Annotated in this window: 11 protein-coding genes; 4 read left to right on the top strand and 7 right to left on the bottom strand. The window is 72.1% G+C overall.

Features of this window, described 5'->3' with window-relative positions:
• The first annotated feature begins 301 nt into the window (after positions 1-301).
• Complete coding sequence (locus ACFW6B_RS28580; protein ID WP_386600285.1) at positions 302-3,655, top strand: BTAD domain-containing putative transcriptional regulator; 3,354 nt, start codon at positions 302-304, stop codon at positions 3,653-3,655.
• 61 nt (positions 3,656-3,716) lie between these two features.
• On the opposite strand, the gene ACFW6B_RS28575 is transcribed toward ACFW6B_RS28580, so the two are convergent.
• The 3 genes from ACFW6B_RS28575 to panB form a co-directional block, all read right to left on the bottom strand.
• Entirely contained in the window at positions 3,717-4,595 is an 879-nt protein-coding gene (locus ACFW6B_RS28575) for an ABC transporter permease (protein ID WP_386600283.1), read from the bottom strand.
• Positions 4,592-5,626 (bottom strand): ATP-binding cassette domain-containing protein, encoded by a 1,035-nt coding sequence (locus tag ACFW6B_RS28570; protein ID WP_386600280.1) that lies wholly within the window; start codon positions 5,624-5,626, stop codon positions 4,592-4,594. The genes ACFW6B_RS28575 and ACFW6B_RS28570 overlap by 4 nt, the downstream gene beginning before the upstream one ends.
• 255 nt (positions 5,627-5,881) lie before the next feature.
• Positions 5,882-6,766 carry a 3-methyl-2-oxobutanoate hydroxymethyltransferase gene (gene panB / locus ACFW6B_RS28565; RefSeq protein WP_386600278.1) on the bottom strand — a complete coding sequence of 295 codons (885 nt, stop codon included), beginning with the start codon at positions 6,764-6,766 and terminating at the stop codon, positions 5,882-5,884.
• Between the two features lie 238 nt (positions 6,767-7,004).
• On the opposite strand from panB, the gene ACFW6B_RS28560 reads away from it, so the two are divergent.
• From ACFW6B_RS28560 to ACFW6B_RS28550, 3 genes are all read left to right on the top strand, one after another.
• Positions 7,005-8,606 carry an MFS transporter gene (locus tag ACFW6B_RS28560; protein WP_386600276.1) on the top strand — a complete coding sequence of 534 codons (1,602 nt, stop codon included), beginning with the start codon at positions 7,005-7,007 and terminating at the stop codon, positions 8,604-8,606.
• Positions 8,607-8,739: 133 nt separating this feature from the next.
• Positions 8,740-9,369, top strand: coding sequence for a TetR/AcrR family transcriptional regulator (locus ACFW6B_RS28555; protein ID WP_386600274.1), 630 nt, complete (start codon positions 8,740-8,742; stop codon positions 9,367-9,369).
• Between the two features lie 228 nt (positions 9,370-9,597).
• The gene (locus ACFW6B_RS28550) at positions 9,598-10,635 is read left to right on the top strand and encodes an endonuclease/exonuclease/phosphatase family protein (RefSeq protein WP_386600271.1); all 1,038 of its coding nucleotides are present in this window, start codon (positions 9,598-9,600) and stop codon (positions 10,633-10,635) included.
• Between the two features lie 25 nt (positions 10,636-10,660).
• On the opposite strand, the gene ACFW6B_RS28545 is transcribed toward ACFW6B_RS28550, so the two are convergent.
• The 4 genes from ACFW6B_RS28545 to ACFW6B_RS28530 all read right to left on the bottom strand — a co-directional run bounded on the left by ACFW6B_RS28545 (position 10,661) and on the right by ACFW6B_RS28530 (position 16,430).
• Positions 10,661-12,739: an NAD(+) synthase gene (locus tag ACFW6B_RS28545; RefSeq protein ID WP_386600269.1), complete on the bottom strand. Its 2,079-nt coding sequence runs from the start codon at positions 12,737-12,739 to the stop codon at positions 10,661-10,663.
• 169 nt (positions 12,740-12,908) lie between these two features.
• The gene (locus ACFW6B_RS28540) at positions 12,909-14,861 is read right to left on the bottom strand and encodes a protease pro-enzyme activation domain-containing protein (RefSeq protein ID WP_386600267.1); all 1,953 of its coding nucleotides are present in this window, start codon (positions 14,859-14,861) and stop codon (positions 12,909-12,911) included.
• A gap of 265 nt (positions 14,862-15,126) precedes the next feature.
• Positions 15,127-15,762: a DUF305 domain-containing protein gene (locus ACFW6B_RS28535; RefSeq protein WP_386600264.1), complete on the bottom strand. Its 636-nt coding sequence runs from the start codon at positions 15,760-15,762 to the stop codon at positions 15,127-15,129.
• A complete protein-coding gene (locus ACFW6B_RS28530; protein WP_386600262.1) occupies positions 15,759-16,430 on the bottom strand; it encodes a DUF3105 domain-containing protein in 672 nt (223 codons plus the stop codon). Before ACFW6B_RS28530 ends, ACFW6B_RS28535 begins: the two co-directional genes overlap by 4 nt.
• Positions 16,431-16,509 lie beyond the last annotated feature (79 nt).

Genomic DNA, 16,509 nt, shown 5'->3' with positions numbered 1-16,509 from the left:
GGGTCTCCCTGGACTGGCTGGACTGACGACGGTGTGCTCGGGCCTGCCCGACCGTACCGGGCCCACGGGGAAAACGTCTCGCCAACCGGCATCGGTTCCGGGGAGGCTGGGGGAATGAGGCTGTGGCGGAGCACACGAGGACGGCGCCCGGCTCGCGCGCGGGGGAAGCGGGGGGACCGGGGCCCGCGCCGCGCTCGCCGCGGACCGCGGACCGGAGTCCCGGGCGGTCCGGCGAGGGCCGGGCCGCGGTACCGGCCGAACTCTCCGTACCCCGCTCCCGCACCTGACGTGACCAGAGACAATGGACCCCGTGCGCTACCGCATCCTCGGCACCACCCAGGCACTCCGTCCCGACGGCACACCCGTCCCGCTCGGCGGGGCTCGGCTGCGCGCCCTGCTGACCGTCCTCGCGCTGCGCCCCGGACGGACCGTCTCCGCGGCCGTCCTGGTCGACGAGGTGTGGGACGGCGATCCGCCCGCCGACGCGCCGGGCGCGCTTCAGGCACTGGTCGGGCGGCTGCGCCGGGCCGTCGGCGCGGACGCCGTCGCGTCGGCCGAGGGCGGGTACCGTCTCGAAGTCGCGCCCGACGACGTCGACCTGCACCGCTTCGACCGTCTCGCGGGTGAGGGCACCAGGGCCGTCGCCGACGGGGACCCGGCCAAGGCCGCCGTCGTCCTCGACGACGCCCTCGCCCTGTGGAGCGGCCCCGCCCTCGCGGACCTCCCCGACCGCACCGCGGAAGCGGCCCACTGGGAAACCCGCCGGCTGCACGCCCGGCACGCCCGCCTCGCCGCGGCGCTGGCCCTCGGGCACGCCGAGTCCGCCCTCCCCGAGCTGACGGCCCTGTGCGACGCCCACCCCCTGGACGAGCCCTTCCAGGTCCTGCGTCTTCGCGCCCTGCGCGACGCGGGCCGCACGGCGGAGGCCCTGGCCGCGTACGAGGACGTACGGCGGGTGCTGGCCGACCGCCTGGGATCCGATCCCGGCGCGGAACTGCAGTCCCTGTACGCGGAGTTGCTGCGCCCGGCCGAGGCCGGCGGCGGGGCGCACGCGCGCGGGACGGCCGTCCGCCCCGCGGGGTCCGACGTCCGCCCCGCGGGGCCTGACGGCCGTCCTGCGGAGGAGCGCACCCGCACCGCTCCGCCGCCCCCCGGCAACCTCCGCGCCCGGCTCACGTCCTTCGTGGGGCGGGAGAAGGACATCGACGCCATCCGGGGCGACCTCGCGGCGGCCCGGCTCGTGACCCTGCTCGGCCCCGGCGGGGCGGGCAAGACACGGCTGTCGCAGGAGACCGCCGAGGTCCTGGCCCCCACCCTGCGGGACGGGGTGTGGCTGGCCGAACTGGCCCCGGTGGACGACCCGAAGGCCGTCCCCGAGGCCGTGCTGACCGCCGTCGGCGCCCGCGAGACCGTCCTGCGCGGAGCCGGCGCCGAGGAGATGCGCGCGGTGGCCGACCGGCACGACGACCCGCTCTCCCGGCTCGCCGAACACTGCGCCAAACGCCGGATGCTGATCGTCCTCGACAACTGCGAACACGTCGTCGACGCCGCGGCCCACCTCGCCGAAGCCCTGCTGGAACGCTGCCCCGGGGTGACCGTGCTCGCCACCAGCCGTGAACCCCTAGGCGTGCCGGGGGAGTTGCTGCGCCCGGTGGACCCGCTGCCGGAACCCTCCGCGCTGCGGCTGCTCGCCGACCGGGGAGCGGCCGCCCGGCCCGGCTTCCGGATCGAGGACGACCCCGAGGCGGCCGCCGAGATCTGCCGGCGCCTCGACGGCCTCCCGCTCGCCATCGAACTCGCCGCGGCCCGGCTGCGGATGCTCACCCCGCGCCAGATCGCCGACCGGCTCGACGACCGCTTCCGGCTGCTCACCTCCGGCAGCCGCACCGTGCTGCCCCGCCAGCAGACCCTGCGCGCCGTCGTCGACTGGTCCTGGGACCTGCTCGACGAGGCCGAACGGGACACCCTCGGACGGCTGTCGGTGTTCGCGGGCGGCTGCGACCTCGCCGCCGCCGAGGCCGTCTGCGGTCCGGCCGCGCTGGACGCCCTCGGCTCGCTCGTCGACAAGTCCCTCGTCGTCGCCGCCCCCTCGGACGAGGAGGACGCCCAGATGCGCTACCGGCTGCTGGAGACCGTCGCCGAGTACGCGCGCGAACGCCTCGACGAGTCCGGCGCCCGCGCGGCCACCGAGCGCGCCCACCTCACGTACTACCGCGAACTCGCCCGCACCACCGACCCGTTGCTGCGCGGCCCGGAACAGCGGACCGCGATCGACCGCATCGAGCGCGAGTACGAGAACCTGCGCACCGCCCTCAGGCACGCCGTCGCCGAACGCGACGAGCAGGAGGCGCTGTGCATGGTCCACGCGCTCGCCTGGTACTGGCAGATCCGCGACCAGCGCGTCGACGCCCGCGCCTGGTCCCAGGAGGTGATGGGCCTCGGCCCCGACCCCTTCGCCCCGCCCGTTCGCCCGGCCGCCCCGCTGTACGAGCGCTGCACGGACTTCCCGCCGCCGATGCGCGAGGAGGTCCTCGAGGAGGCCCGGCGCGGCGTCCACCTCGTCCATCTCGCCTACATGGACATGGACATGGGGGCCTGGCAGACCCCGGGGGCACAGGAGAAGCTCCGTACCATCAGCGCGACCTACGAGCCCGGCATGCCGCAGACCTGCCGCACCCCCGGCTACCTCTGGTTCTACGCCGTGCTGCTCACCGGCCCGATGGAGCGGTTCATCGAGGTGATCAACAAGACGGTGAGCACCTGCCGGGAACTCGGCTACGACTGGGAACTGGCCACCGCCCTGCAGATGCGTGCCAACATCCTCGCCAACCGCGCCGACATGGCGGGCGACGCCACCACGGACGCCGACGAGGCACTGGAGCTCTTCCGGAGCATCGGTGACGCCTGGGGGGCCGCCGAATCGCTCTCCGCGCGCGGTGAGGCCCATGAGCGCAAAGGCGATTTCCGGGCCGCCGCGGCGGACTACGCGGAGGCGGGCAAGTACGCCGAGCAACTGGGCGCGCGCGCCCAGACGGCGGTGCTCGACGTCCGGCTCGGCAGCATGTACATGGAGCTGGGGGAGGCCGAGCGCGGCGAGCGGATGATCCGTGACGTCCTCGCGAGCGGGAACGGCGCCCACAACGAGGCCCTGCCGGCGGCCCACCTCTTCCTCTCGATCTGGCTGGGCCGCACGGGCCGGACCGGCGAGGCGCGGGAGCAGATAGGGCTGCTCCGGCAGAACTTCGGGGCCGGCTCCTTCGTCCTGTTCGACGGGTTCATGCTCGGTGTCGAGGCCTGGCTGGACACGCTCGACGGGCAGAGCCGGAGCGCCCTGGACAAGGTGCGCGTGGCCCTGAAGCGGTCCAAGGACCGGTTGTCGCGGATGATCGCGCCGCACATGCCCTCCGCGCACCTGACCACGGCGGCCATAGCCCTCTGCGGTGTGGACTGTGGCGGCCGGGCCCGGGACGCGGCCCGGCTCCTCGGCGTGGCGGACGCCCTGCTGCCGCCGAGCCACGTCCCGGGCCCCATGGAGGTCGAGGTGCGCGAGCGGGCCGAGACGGGCGCGCGGGCCCTGCTCGGCGACACGGAGTACGAGGCGGCGTACGCGGAGGGCGGTGGCCTCTCCCTGGAGGAGGCCACCGCCCTGGTCTGAGGCGCGGACGCGAACCGGCCCGTCCGGCCCCGGTGCGCGGGGCCGGGTCCGTGCGCGGACGTCAGCTCTTGGTGCGGAACTTGTGGATGGCGATGGGCGCCATCACCGCGGTGAGGCCCAGCGACCAGGCGAGCGTCACCCACAGGGCGTGCTCGACCGGACCGCCCACCATCAGCCCGCGTGCCGCGTCCGCGAGGGAGGACAGCGGGTTGTACTCGGTGAAGTTCTGCAGCCAGCCCGGCATCGACTTGGTCGGCGCGAAGATCGACGAGCCGAACTGGAGCGGCATCAGCACCAGGAAGCCCATCGCCTGCACGGACTGCGCGCTCTTCATGATCACGCCGAGGGTGAGGAACACCCACATCAAGGCCGAGCCGAAGATCACGGACAGGCCCACGGAGGCGAACAGGCCGGGCCAGTTGGTGATGTCGAAGCCGACCAGGACGCCGACGACCATGAGGACCGCGGTCGCGATCAGCATGCGCATCAGCTCGACCGCGATCTTGGCGAACAGCACCGAGCCGCGCCCGATCGGCAGGGACCGGAACCGGTCCATGACACCGGAGTTGAAGTCGGTGTTGAAGCCGGTGCCCACTCCCTGGGCCATGTTCATGCCCATCATGGCCATCAGGCCGGGCACGACGTACTGCACGTACCGCTCCTGGCCGCCGCCCAGGGACTGGCCGATGGAGCCGCCGAAGACGTAGACGAACAGCAGCGTGAAGATGACCGGGAACAGGATCGCGTCGAACATCGACTCCGGGTCCTGGCGGATCCACAGCAGGTTGCGGCGTATCAGCGCGCCGGTGTGACGGAGGTGCGCGCGGGGCGATATCCGGGGGTCGGCCTTGACGGCGAGGGGGGCTTCGGCGGCAGAAGGGAGGTGCGCGGCGGAGCCGCCCTTTGCAAGGGTGGTGGTGGGCGACGGGTGGGCGCTCATGCGGAGACCTCCTCGTAGGCGCGGGCGGGGTTCTCGTCCTGCGGGGCACTGGCCTTGTGGCCGGTGAGGGAGAGGAACACCTCGTCCAGACTGGGCAGTTCGGTGGAGATGGAGGCGATCGTGATGCCGCGCGCGGTGACCGCGCCGACCACGGCGGTGAGCTGCTCGTCGCCGAGGATCGGGACCAGCACGCTGCCGGTCTCGTCGTCCACGGTCGTCGTGGCGAGGCCGGTGAGCCCCAGCTCGTCGAACATGACGGCCAGCGGGCGCAGTTGCAGCGGGTCCGCCGGGCGGATGCGCAGCGTCCGGCCGCCGACGCGGGCCTTCAGCTCGTCGATCCGGCCGCCGGCGACGACCTTGCCGCGGTCGATGACGGTCAGCTCGGAGGCCAGCTGCTCGGCCTCCTCCATGTACTGGGTGGTGAGCAGCACGGTGACGCCGTCGGCGACCATGCGCTTGACCTCCTGCCACACCTCGTTGCGGGTGCGCGGGTCGAGGCCGGTCGTCGGCTCGTCCAGGTACAGCACGGCCGGGTTGCCGATCATCGAGGCGGCGAGGTCGAGCCGGCGGCGCATGCCGCCGGAGTACGTGGAGGCCGGACGCCTGGCGGCCTCGGTGAGGGAGAAGCGCTCCAGGAGCTCGTCGGCCCGTCGGCGGGCGTCCTTGCGGGACAGGTCGAGCAGCCGCCCGATCATGTAGAGGTTCTCCCAGCCGGGGAGCTTCTCGTCGACCGAGGCGTACTGGCCGGTGAGGCCTATCACCCGGCGCAGCTGCCGGGGCTGCTTCAGCACGTCGAAGCCGGCGACCGTGGCCGTTCCGGCGTCGGGGGTGATGAGGGTGGACAGGCAGCGGACGAGGGTGGTCTTGCCGGCGCCGTTGGGGCCCAGCACGCCGAGGACGGTGCCCTCGCGCACCTCCAGGTCGACCCCGTCCAGCGCCTTGGTCTCGCCGTAGTGCTTGACCAGCCCCCGTACGGTGACGGCGCTGCGGCCGGTCGCAGCTTGCCGGGGCGTGTTGTCGATTCGCGTCATGTCCATCAAGGTGCCAGCCGCCACCGACAAACGACCGACAGGCCGCTTACAGACCCCGGGCGTTACCGATAGGTCGCCGACAGTCGACCGACGGGACGGGAGGACGGGAGGACGGGGCCGGCCCGTCGGCGGGACACGGGGACGGCGGCACCGCGCGGGCGGGCGGGAGAACGGCGACAACCCGCCGACGGGGGAAGATCGGCGGGTTGTCCCGGTGCCGCAGTGGCTCGGTGCCCCGGAGGTCCGGGGGGTGTGTCAGTGGACGGAGTGCTCCTCCAGCGGGAACGTCCCGCCGACGACGTCCTCGGCGAACGCCTTCGCCGCCTCGCCCATGACGCCGCGCAGGTCGGCGTACTGCTTGACGAACTTCGGCATCCTGCCGCCGGTCAGACCCAGCATGTCGGTCCACACCAGGACCTGCGCGTCGGTCCCGGAGCCCGCGCCGATGCCGACGGTCGGGATGTGCAGGGTGCGGGTGACCTCGGCGGCGAGCTCGGCCGGGACCAGTTCGAGGACGACGGCGAAGGCGCCCGCGTCCTGGACCGCCTTGGCGTCCCGCAGCAGCTGGTGCGCGGCCTCCTCGCCGCGGCCCTGGACGCGGTAGCCCATGGCGTTCACGGACTGCGGGGTCAGGCCGATGTGCGCCATCACCGGGATGCCGGACTCCACCAGCAGCTCGATCTGGCGGTGCGAGCGCTCGCCGCCCTCCAGCTTCACCGCGCCGACCCCGGCCTCCTTGACCAGGCGGGTCGCCGAGCGCAGCGCCTGCACCGGGCCTTCCTGGTAGGACCCGAAGGGCAGGTCGCCGACGATCAGGGCGCGGCTGGTGCCCCGGACGACCGCGGCGGACAGCATGGTCATCTCGTCCATGGTCACCGGGACGGTCGTCTCGTAGCCCAGGTGGCAGTTGCCGGCCGAGTCGCCGACGAGCATGACCGGGATGCCGGCCTCGTCGAAGACGGACGCGGTCATCGCGTCGTAGGCGGTGAGCATGGGCCACTTCTCGCCGCGCTCCTTGGCGGCGGTGATGTCGCGCACCGTGATGCGGCGGGTGCTCTTGCCCCCGTACAGCGCCTTGCCGGCGGTGGCCTTGAGGCCACCCTCCGCAGACTGCTTCTGGGCAGCCGGAAGCTGCGTCATCGCAACGGCTCCTTATGTCATCTCGAGGCACCCTGACGGCGTCCCCGGATCACCTCCATGGTGGCACCTCGTGCCGTGCGCGGCTAGACCGGGCCCGCCGGAGCCGGTGTCGTCCGTGCCACGTCCCCCGGGTCTCCGCCAGGCCTCCGTCCAGAGTCCTAGGTCCCTTCGTAAGGTCTCCGTAAAGCATTTCCGATACGAGACGGTGCCGTATCGAAAAGCCCTTAGGGTGGCAGTCATGACAACTTCCGCTCCCCCGCTCGAACGACGGGTGCCCGAGGCGGTGCACCGGCGCCGCTGGGCGATCCTCGGCGCGCTCATGCTGAGCCTGCTGATCGTGGTGCTCGACAACTCCATCCTGAACGTCGCGATCAAGACGATCTCGACCCCGGCGCCCACCGGGCTCGGAGCCACCCAGGGTGAGCTGGAATGGGCCATCAACGCCTACACGCTCGTCTTCGCCGGCCTCCTGTTCACCGCGGGCCTCCTCGGCGACCGGCTCGGCCGCAAGAAGGTGCTGCTCGCCGGTCTCGCCGTCTTCGGCATCGGCTCCGCGCTGGCCGCCGGGTCCGGTTCGCCGGTCCAGCTCATCGCGTTCCGCGCGGTGATGGGCCTCGGCGCCGCCTTCGTGATGCCCGCCACCCTCGCCGTCCTGATGAACGTCTTCGAGCGCGACGAGCAGCCCAAGGCCATCGGCATCTGGGCCGGCGGAGTCGGCCTCGCCATCGCGATCGGCCCGATCACCGGCGGCGTGCTCCTCGACCACTTCTGGTGGGGCTCGGTCTTCCTGATCAACGTGCCCATCGTGGTGCTCGCGATCGGTCTGATGATCTGGCTGGTCCCCGACTCCCGCGACCCGAACCCGGGCCGCCTGGACCCGGTCGGCGTGGTCCTGTCGATCATCGGCCTCGTCCTGCTCGTCTACGGCATCATCAAGGGCGGCCAGCTCGCCGACTTCACCGACCCGCAGGTCCTCGCGACGATCGGCGCCGGTCTCGCCGTCCTCGTCGCCTTCGTGCTGTTCGAGATGCGCAGCGACCATCCGTCCATCGACGTCACGTACTTCGGGAACAAGGTCTTCTCGGCGGCGATCTCGGCCATCGCGCTCGTCTTCTTCGCGCTCATGGGCGTGACCTTCTTCTCCGTCTTCTACACCCAGAGCGTGCGCGGCTACTCGCCGCTGCAGACCGGCCTGCTGATGCTCCCGCTGGCCGTGGCCCAGCTCGTCTTCGCCCCGCGCGCCCGCCTGGTCGTCGACCGCTTCGGCAACCGCGCCACCTGCACGGCCGGCCTGGTGCTCATCGCCGCGACGCTGGCCGCGTTCGCCACGCTGGACGCGGACACCCCGATCTGGCTCCTGGAGGTCGTCTTCTTCCTGATGGGCACCGGCATGGCGCACATCATGACCCCGACCAGCGTCGTCATCATGCAGGCGCTGCCGCGCGAGAAGGCCGGCTCCGCGTCCGCGCTGAGCAACACCTTCCGCCAGGTCGGCGGCGCCCTCGGCATCGCGGTCCTCGGCTCCGTGCTCTCCACCGCCTACCGCAACGGCATCGAGGACAAGCTCGCCCTCGTCCCGGCCCCCCTGCGGCACACCGCGGGCGAGTCCATCGAGGCCACCCTCGGCGTCGCCGCCAGGATGGGCCCGCAGGGCAAGGCCCTCGTCGCCCCGGCGCACGACGCCTTCCTGCACGCGATGCACGTCACCGCCCTGTGGGGCGCGGGCGTCGCGGTCATCGGCGCGGTGGTCGTCGCGCTGTTCCTGCCCGGCCGTCCGAAGGCCCAGCAGGAGAGCGGCGAAGGGGCCGAGCTGGTCACGGCCGGCCTCGGACAGGACTGACACCGGCGTACGCGACCGGCCACCCTGGCCCGGAGCGCCCACGGCGGGCACGCCGCGCACCTCGCGCCGCGTGCCCGCCACCGCCGTGAACGGGGGAGAATGACACCTGGTCGACGATGGAACGGAGTTCGACGTGAGCCTCGCGGACAGCCGAGACAGGCAGGCGTGCCCCGGCCGGGGACGTCCCCGCAGCGAGGCGGTGGAACGGGCCATCGTCGAGGGCGTGATGAAGCTCCTGGAGGACGGCGTCCCGCTCGCGGACATCTCCATCGAGCGGCTGGCGCGCACCGTCGGTGTCGGCAAGGCGACGATCTACCGCCGCTGGAGCGGCAAGGAGGAACTCTTCGTCGACGTCCTGCGCAGCGCCGAGCCCCCCGACCCCGAACTCCCCGGCGTCTCCCTGCGCGACGACCTCGTCGTCCTGCTGGAGTCGCTGCGCCGGCGCGGCCTGGTCAGCCGCTCCTCGGCGATCCTGCACAACGTCCACGCGCAGATGAAGTCCAGCCCCAAACTGTGGGCCGCGTACGACGCCACGGTCATAGCGCCCCGACGCCGGCTGGGCCACGAGGTGCTGCGCCGCGGACAGGAGAACGGCGAACTCCGCGTCGACGTCGACGTCGAACTGCTCTACGACATGTTCGTCGGCCCCATGCTCGTCCGCTCCGTCATGCGCCCGGACACCGAACTCCCGGAAGGGCTCGCCGAACAGATCGTCGACACGCTGCTGGAGGGCCTGCTCCCGCCCGGCCGCGGCACGACCTGACAACCGCGGCACGACCTGACGGCCGTGGCACGACCCGGCCCCGGCCGAAGGAATGTGCGCGTTTCGTCACAGAGGCCGCATGCCGTGCCAGGACGCGGAACTCCGGGCGCGAAGTTCTACGTCTCCTTGCCCGTACGGCCGTCCCCGACGGCGAGAACCACACCGGACATCCCCTAGGGTCGTAGTCGAGGGGCAGACGGTGCGCACGGCATTTTGTGAGGCGACGGTATGGCGCAGGCGTATATGACGGAGACGGGCAGCGACGGCCAGGGGCCGGAGCGCAGAGAGTCCCGGTTCCGGCGCCTGCTCGACGGCTGGCGCGGCGACCGCGGCATCTGGCGGCGCGGGCTGGTCCTCGCCGCCCTCGCGCTGCTGCTCGCCCTGGTGATGCTGACGCACGCGCGGATCCCGAACCGGATCGGCAACCTCGGCAGTCTCATGGAGACGTTCCTGCCGTGGCTCGGCGTGTTCATCCCGGTCCTGCTGGTCCTCGCCTTCGTGCGCAGGTCCGCCAGTGCCCTCGTCGCCGTGCTGCTGACCGGCGCGGTCTGGCTGAACACCTTCGGCGGACTGGTCACCGACAAGGCCGACGCGGGCGGCGACCTGACCGTCGCCACCCACAACGTCAACGCCGACAACCCGGACCCCTCCGGCACCGCCCGGGACGTGGCCGCCTCCGGCGCCGACGTGCTCGCCCTGGAGGAGCTGACGGCCTCGGCGGTCCCGCTGTACGAGACGGCGCTCGCGTCGACGTACAAGTACCACTCGGTGCAGGGGACCGTCGGGCTGTGGAGCAAGTACCCGCTCGGTGACGTCAGGCCGGTGGACATCAAGCTGGGCTGGACGCGCGCGATGCGGGCCACCGTCACCGCGCCGGCCGGCCCGGTCGCGGTGTACGTGGCCCATCTGCCCTCGGTGCGGGTGAAGATGAAGGCGGGGTTCACCGCCCGGCAGCGCGACAAGAGCGCGGACGCCCTGGGCGAGGCCATCGCCGGCGATCCGCTGAAGCAGGTCGTGCTGCTCGGCGACCTCAACGGCACGATGAACGACCGGGCGCTCAACGCGGTCACCGCGCAGATGCGTTCCACGCAGGGCGCGGCGGGCAGCGGCTTCGGCTTCAGCTGGCCGGCCTCGTTCCCGATGGCCCGGATCGACCAGATCATGGTCAGGGACATCGAGCCGGTGACCTCCTGGACCCTGCCCAGGACCGGCAGCGACCACCTCCCGGTCGCGGCCCGCGTCGAGCTGGACACGACGGCGTCCTGACGCGCCGGGAGGGGTCCCCGAACCCTCAGCCCTCGTCCTCCGGGAGGTCGAAGCGGGCCAGGTCGCGCAGCCAGGCACGGGGCGAACCGTCGGACGGCGCGCGCCAGTCGCCGCGCGGCGAGAGCGAACCGCCGGCCGAGACCTTCGGCCCGTTGGGCATGGCCGAGCGCTTGAACTGCGCGAACCCGAAGAAGCGGCGGCAGAACACGTCCAGCCAGTGCCGGATCTCCGGCAGGTCGTACGCGACCCGCTCGGCCTCGGGGAAGCCCGGCGGCCAGGCACCCGCGTCCGGGTCGTGCCACGCGTGCCAGGCCAGGAAGGCGATCTTCGACGGCCTGAAGCCGTAGCGCAGCACGTGGAAGAGGGTGAAGTCGTGCAGGGCGTACGGGCCGATCTTCGACTCGGTGGACTGCATCTCCTCGCCCGGCACGAGCTCCGGGCTGATCTCGGTGTCGAGGATCGCGGCGAGGGTGCGGTCGGTGTCCTCGTCGAACTGCCGGCTGCCGATGACCCAGCGGATCAGATGCTGGATCAGCGTCTTCGGCACACCGGAGTTGACGTTGTAGTGGCTCATCTGGTCGCCCACGCCGTACGTGGACCAGCCGAGCGCCAGCTCGGAGAGGTCACCGGTGCCGAGCACGATGCCGCCGCGCTGGTTGGCCAGCCGGAACAGGTAGTCGGTGCGCAGCCCGGCCTGCACGTTCTCGAACGTGACGTCGTACACGGGCTCGCCGGAGGCGAAGGGGTGGCCCATCTCCTTCAGCATCAGCCGGGCGGTCGGCGTGATGTCCAGCTCGGCCGCGGTGACGCCGAGGGAGCGCATCAGCTCGTGCGCGTTGCCCTTGGTGTGGTCGCTGGTGGCGAAGCCGGGCAGGGTCCAGGCCAGGATGTCGCTGCGGGGGCGGCCCGCCCGGTCCATCGCGCGGGCGGCGACGATCAGCGCGTGCGTGGAGTCGAGACCGCCGGACACCCCGATGACCACCTTCGGGCCACCGATCGCCGCGAGCCGCTGCTGGAGCCCGGCGACCTGGATGTTGTACGCCTCGTAGCAGTCCTGGGCCAGCCGGTCGGGGTCCGCGGGCACGAACGGGAAGCGCTCGATGCGGCGCCGCAGACCCAGGTCGCCGCTCGGCGGGTCGAGCCGGAACGACAGGGTCCGGAAGTCGGCGGTGCGGGCGGCGTGGGTACGCCGGTTGTCGTCGAAGCTGCCCGTGCGCAGCCGCTCCTGGCGCAGCAGGTCGAGGTCGACGTCCGCCACGGCGAACCGGTCGTCGAGCGGGAAGCGGTCGGACTCGGCCAGCAGCGCCCCGTTCTCGTAGACCATGGTCTGGCCGTCCCAGGACAGGTCGGTGGTCGACTCGCCCAGTCCGGCCGCCGAGTAGACGTACGCGGCGATGCAGCGTGAGGACGCCGAACGGCACATCAGTTTGCGGTCCTCGGCCCGCCCGACGGTGATCGGGCTGCCGGAGAGGTTGGCGAGGACGGTGGCGCCCGCCAGGGCCGCCTCGGCGCTCGGCGGCACCGGCACCCACATGTCCTCGCAGATCTCCGCGTGCAGCACCAGGCCCGGCACGTCCTCCGCGGCGAACAGCAGGTCCACCCCGAACGGCACGGACTCCCCGGCGATCCGGATCGTGCCGCCCCGCTCGTCGTCGCCCGAGGCGATCTGCCGGCGTTCGTAGAACTCCCGGTAGTTCGGCGGGTACGACTTGGGCACGACGCCGAGGACCCGGCCGCGGTGCACGACCACCGCGCAGTTGTAGACCCGGTTGCGGTGGCGCAGCGGGGCGCCCACGACTAGGACCGGCAGCAGCCCCGCCGACCCCGTCACGACCGCCTGGAGCGCCTCCTCGACCTGGTCGAGCAGCACGTCCTGGAGCAGCAGGTCCTCGATCGAGTAGCCGCACAGGCCCATTTCCGGGAAGACGGCGACGGCGACGCCCTCCCCGTCGCACCCGCGCGCCTGGCGCAGGACCGCCTCGGCGTTGGCGAGCGGGTCCGCGATCACGGTGTGGCCCGTGCAGGCGGCGACGCGCGCGAAGCCGTGCTGGTAGAGGGACCGGAACTCCGGCTGCTGCTGGGGAGAGGGGTGAAGTCGAGGCACCCGCCCAGTGTAATCGTCAGACCGACGCGATGGGGTGCGGGACCGCGCCGGGCACCCGGACCGCCGTACGCCCCGCGCGCGTCCCGGTCCCCGTGTCCCCCTCGCATGCACGGGCGCGCCCGCTCCCGGAGGAGGCGGGCGCGCCCGGCCGGTGGCCGAGGGGCGGACGTCAGCGGTGGTGCCGGGTGCCGACGTACGACTCGACGTAGCCGTTCGCGGGCGAGCCCACGCCGGTGACGGTGTCGTAGCCCTTGACGGTCTTCAGCGAGCTGTCCTTGCCGAGGCTGCGGACCGAGGTGGCCAGACCGTCGGCGGCGTCGAAGCCGTTGACGAAGTCGACGCGGGCCACGGCGTACTGCTTGCCGCCGGGCGTGTCGGTCACGTCGTGGTACGCCTTCGAGCCGGCCTTGGCGTAGATCGACGGGTTGGCGAAACCGATCGCCCTGCCGCCGCGCGCCTCCTGGGCGAGGGCCTGGACGGCCGCGATCACCGGAGCGGCGAGCGAGGTGCCGCCGATGCGGTACTCGCTGTACCGCTCCGTCCCGTCCGGGAAGGTCTGCGTCTGGCCGACCCGGAAACCGGTGTTGGGGTCGGCGATCGCCGCGATGTCCGGGACGACCCGGTTGCCCGCCGCGTTGTTGGCCCTGGCCAGCGCGTTCGGGACGACGCCCTTCTGGTAGTAGGGCGCGGCCACGGTCCTGCTGGTGCCGCCGCCGGCACCTGAGGTGAACGCGCCCGGGAATCCGGTCCAGCTCCTGCCGTCCGCGGACAGCGAGGCCTTCTGAGTGCCCCAGCCGGTCTCCCACAGGTACTTGTCGCCCTTGCCGACCGCCAGCGAGGTACCGCCGACCGCCGTCACCCACGCCGAGTTGGCCGGGGTGTCGACCTGCTTCGTGCCGGTGCTGGCGACCTCGTCGCCGTCGTCGCCGGAGGAGAAGTAGAAGCCGATGCCCTCGACCGCGCCGAACTGGAACGTCTGGTCGTAGGCGGCGGCCAGGTCCGGGGTCTGGTTGGCCTCGATGTCGCCCCACGAGTTGGAGACGATGTCGGCCAGGTGCCCGTCGACGATCTTGTTGAGCGAGTCGAGCAGATCGTCGTCGTAGCAGGAGGCGGCGCCCACGTACGTGATGCTCGCGCCCGGCGCGACGGCGTGCACGGCCTCGACGTCGAGGGTCTCCTCGCCGTACCAGCCGGCCGCTCCGCACTCCTCGGTCCTCGTGTACTTCTCGGGCAGCACCTGACGGAGCTGACCGCTGGAGTACGCGGCGTCGCCGTGCTTGCGGGCGTAGGTGGCCGCGTCGAAGGCGATGGTCGGCGAGGCGTACGCGTCGGTGACGGCCACCCGCACGTTCCTGCCGGTGTGCCTGCCCGCCCCGTACGCCGCGCGCAGCTGCTTGCCGGTGTAACCCTGGACGGCGTACGGGACCTTCGTCCCGTACGCGTCCGGCAGCGTGCTCGCGGTCTTCGAGCCGTAGTACGAGGAGAACGGCCCGGAGTTCTTGAACACCGCGTCCGGCGGCGGCAGTTGATCGGCGTGCCGCGCCTTGTGCGGGGCGTTGTCCAGGCCGGTGACGGTCAGGACGGCGCCGTTCAGGGCGGCGGGTGCGGAAGCCGTCCCCGACGGAGCCCGGTAAGTCTTCCCGCCCTTGGCGTAGTTGTGCAGCTGCGTGCCGAACGCCTTCTCGGCGGAGGCCACGTCACCGGTCACCGAGACGTAGTGCAGGGTCGTTCCGGTGACCTCCAGGCCCGCCGACCTCAGCCAGGCGGTCACCGCGGAGACCTGGGCCCCGGTGGCGCCGAAACGCGTCCGCGCCTTCTCGGCGCTCAGGTACTTCCCGTACGAGGCCGAGTGCGGGTCGGACACGGCCCTGGCGTACGCCGCCAGGCCCTTGGCGTCCCGTCCGGCGAGGTACACCCGGGCCGAGACCCGGGAGCCGTCGGAGGCCGCTCCCTTGTCCGCGGAGGGCGTGGCCCACGCGGGTCTGGTGCCCGCGAGCGTGTCCCGGCCCGGGCCGTCCGCGGCGTGTGCCGCGGGTATGCCGAGCGCCAGCGCGCCGGTGAGCAGGGGCAGGGTCGCCGCCAGGCTCACTCCGGCGCGCACGGTGGCGCGATTGGATCTCATGGAACCCCCTGCGATGCGATTCGCCGCATGTAGTGGTTGCGGTGATCCACGCGAAAGCCCCACGCCCTGCCGGAGCGTGAGGAATGGATCACGGATGGGGCCACTCTTACGGTGAACCGTTCATGCCAGGGGAATGAACGCCCCAAGGAACGGCCAAGTGGTGCCGTTTGGCGCTCGTTCGGGGCGTTTTGACATACCCCCTCGCCCACGGTCGAGGGTTTTCCCTCTGTTCCGGTCCGAACTCCGCGAAGGGGTAAGCCACTTGCTAGGGCGTGCTGTGCTGGCGGGCTTTCGCTCCCCGGGCCTTCAGCAGGTCGGCCATCAGCGCGATCTCCGACTCCTGGGCTTCGACCATGCCCTTGGCGAGCCGCTTCTCCACGCCGACGGCGCACTTGGCGACACAGCCCTCGGCCATGTGGACACCGCCCTTGTGATGGTCGGTCATGAGCTGGAGGTAGAAGACCTCCGCCTGCTTGCCGTTCAGCGTGCCGAGCCGCTTCATCTCGGCGTTCGTGGCCATGCCCGGCATCAGCGAGCCGTCCTCGCCGGACGCCATGTCACCCATGCCCATCCAGGTCATCGGCGGGTCCGGGGACACCTTCGGCAGTTCCCACAGGTCGAGCCAGCCGAGCAGCATGCCCCGCTGGTTGGCCTGCGTCTGCGCGATGTCGTAGGCCAGGCGCCGCACCTCCACGTCCTCGGTGCGGTCCCGCACGATGTAGGACATCTCGACGGCCTGCTGGTGGTGGACCGCCATGTCCCGGGCGAAGCCCGCGTCCGCGGAGTCCGCGGCGGGCGCCTTCGTCCCGGAACGGTCGCCGTCGGCGGCCGCGTACGTGATCGCCCCGGCCGCGACGAGAACGGCCGTCGCGGCCCCCGCGATCCACCCGGCGTGCCTCACTGGGAAAGCCCGTTCGTGCAGGCCGCGCCCGGCTCGGGCGTCTGCTTGCCCTGCACGAACTCGGCGAGGAACGCGTCGACGTTCTTGTCGTCCGCGCCGGTCACCGCGCGCTGCTTGCCCCAGGCGCTCAGCATGATCGGGTCCTTCTGGTCCTCGACCGGGCTCATCAGCGTGTACGGGGTCTTCCCGACCTTCGCCGCGAGCGCCTTCACGTCGGCCTCGGACGCCTTGCCGTTGTACGTCACCCAGACGGCGCCGTGCTCCAAGGAGTGGACGGCGTTCATGGGGTTGACGGCCTTGGTGTAGACGTCGCCGTTGCAGTTCATCCAGACCTGGTTGTGGTCACCGCCGACCGGCGGTTCCATCGGGTACGACACGGTCCTCGTGACGTGGTTGCGCCCGAGGGTGCCCTTCCACGTCTTCACCCCGTCCGCGCCCGTGACGAAGTGCCCCGACGCCTGCTTCGCGTCGCTCGCCGCGTCCTTCTTGCCGCTGTCCGACTGCGACCGGGCGATCGCGACACCACCGGCCACGAGGCCGGCGACGACGACCGTGCTGGCCGCGATCACGAGGAACCGGTTGCGCCGCTCACGGGCGCGCTCGGCACGGCGCAGCTCCTCGATGCGGTCCTTGCGCGATCCGGTGCTGGTGTTCTTGGCGGAACCCATGGTGAGTCCTTATGAGGATGGGGCGGTCGGGTTCGCCGATCGTAATCGGACAGGAAGGTGCTCAGGCGGGGAGGGCACA

The sequence above is a fragment of the Streptomyces sp. NPDC058751 genome (genome assembly GCF_042746485.1).
GTDB lineage: Bacteria > Actinomycetota > Actinomycetes > Streptomycetales > Streptomycetaceae > Streptomyces.
The sequence above is the reverse complement of the archived record's forward strand: the minus strand, read 5'-3'. Positions and strand labels throughout refer to the sequence as shown.

Bases quoted from the DNA above. Each gene is read 5' to 3' on its own strand.
- ACFW6B_RS28580 (WP_386600285.1), top strand. From the start codon at position 302: ATGGACCCCGTGCGCTACCGCATCCTCGGCACCACCCAGGCACTCCGT.
- ACFW6B_RS28575 (WP_386600283.1), bottom strand. From the start codon at position 4,595: ATGAGCGCCCACCCGTCGCCCACCACCACCCTTGCAAAGGGCGGCTCC.
- ACFW6B_RS28560 (WP_386600276.1), top strand. From the start codon at position 7,005: ATGACAACTTCCGCTCCCCCGCTCGAACGACGGGTGCCCGAGGCGGTG.
- ACFW6B_RS28530 (WP_386600262.1), bottom strand. From the start codon at position 16,430: ATGGGTTCCGCCAAGAACACCAGCACCGGATCGCGCAAGGACCGCATC.
- panB (WP_386600278.1), bottom strand. From the start codon at position 6,766: ATGACGCAGCTTCCGGCTGCCCAGAAGCAGTCTGCGGAGGGTGGCCTC.
- ACFW6B_RS28570 (WP_386600280.1), bottom strand. From the start codon at position 5,626: ATGACGCGAATCGACAACACGCCCCGGCAAGCTGCGACCGGCCGCAGC.
- ACFW6B_RS28540 (WP_386600267.1), bottom strand. From the start codon at position 14,861: ATGAGATCCAATCGCGCCACCGTGCGCGCCGGAGTGAGCCTGGCGGCG.
- ACFW6B_RS28550 (WP_386600271.1), top strand. From the start codon at position 9,598: ATGGCGCAGGCGTATATGACGGAGACGGGCAGCGACGGCCAGGGGCCG.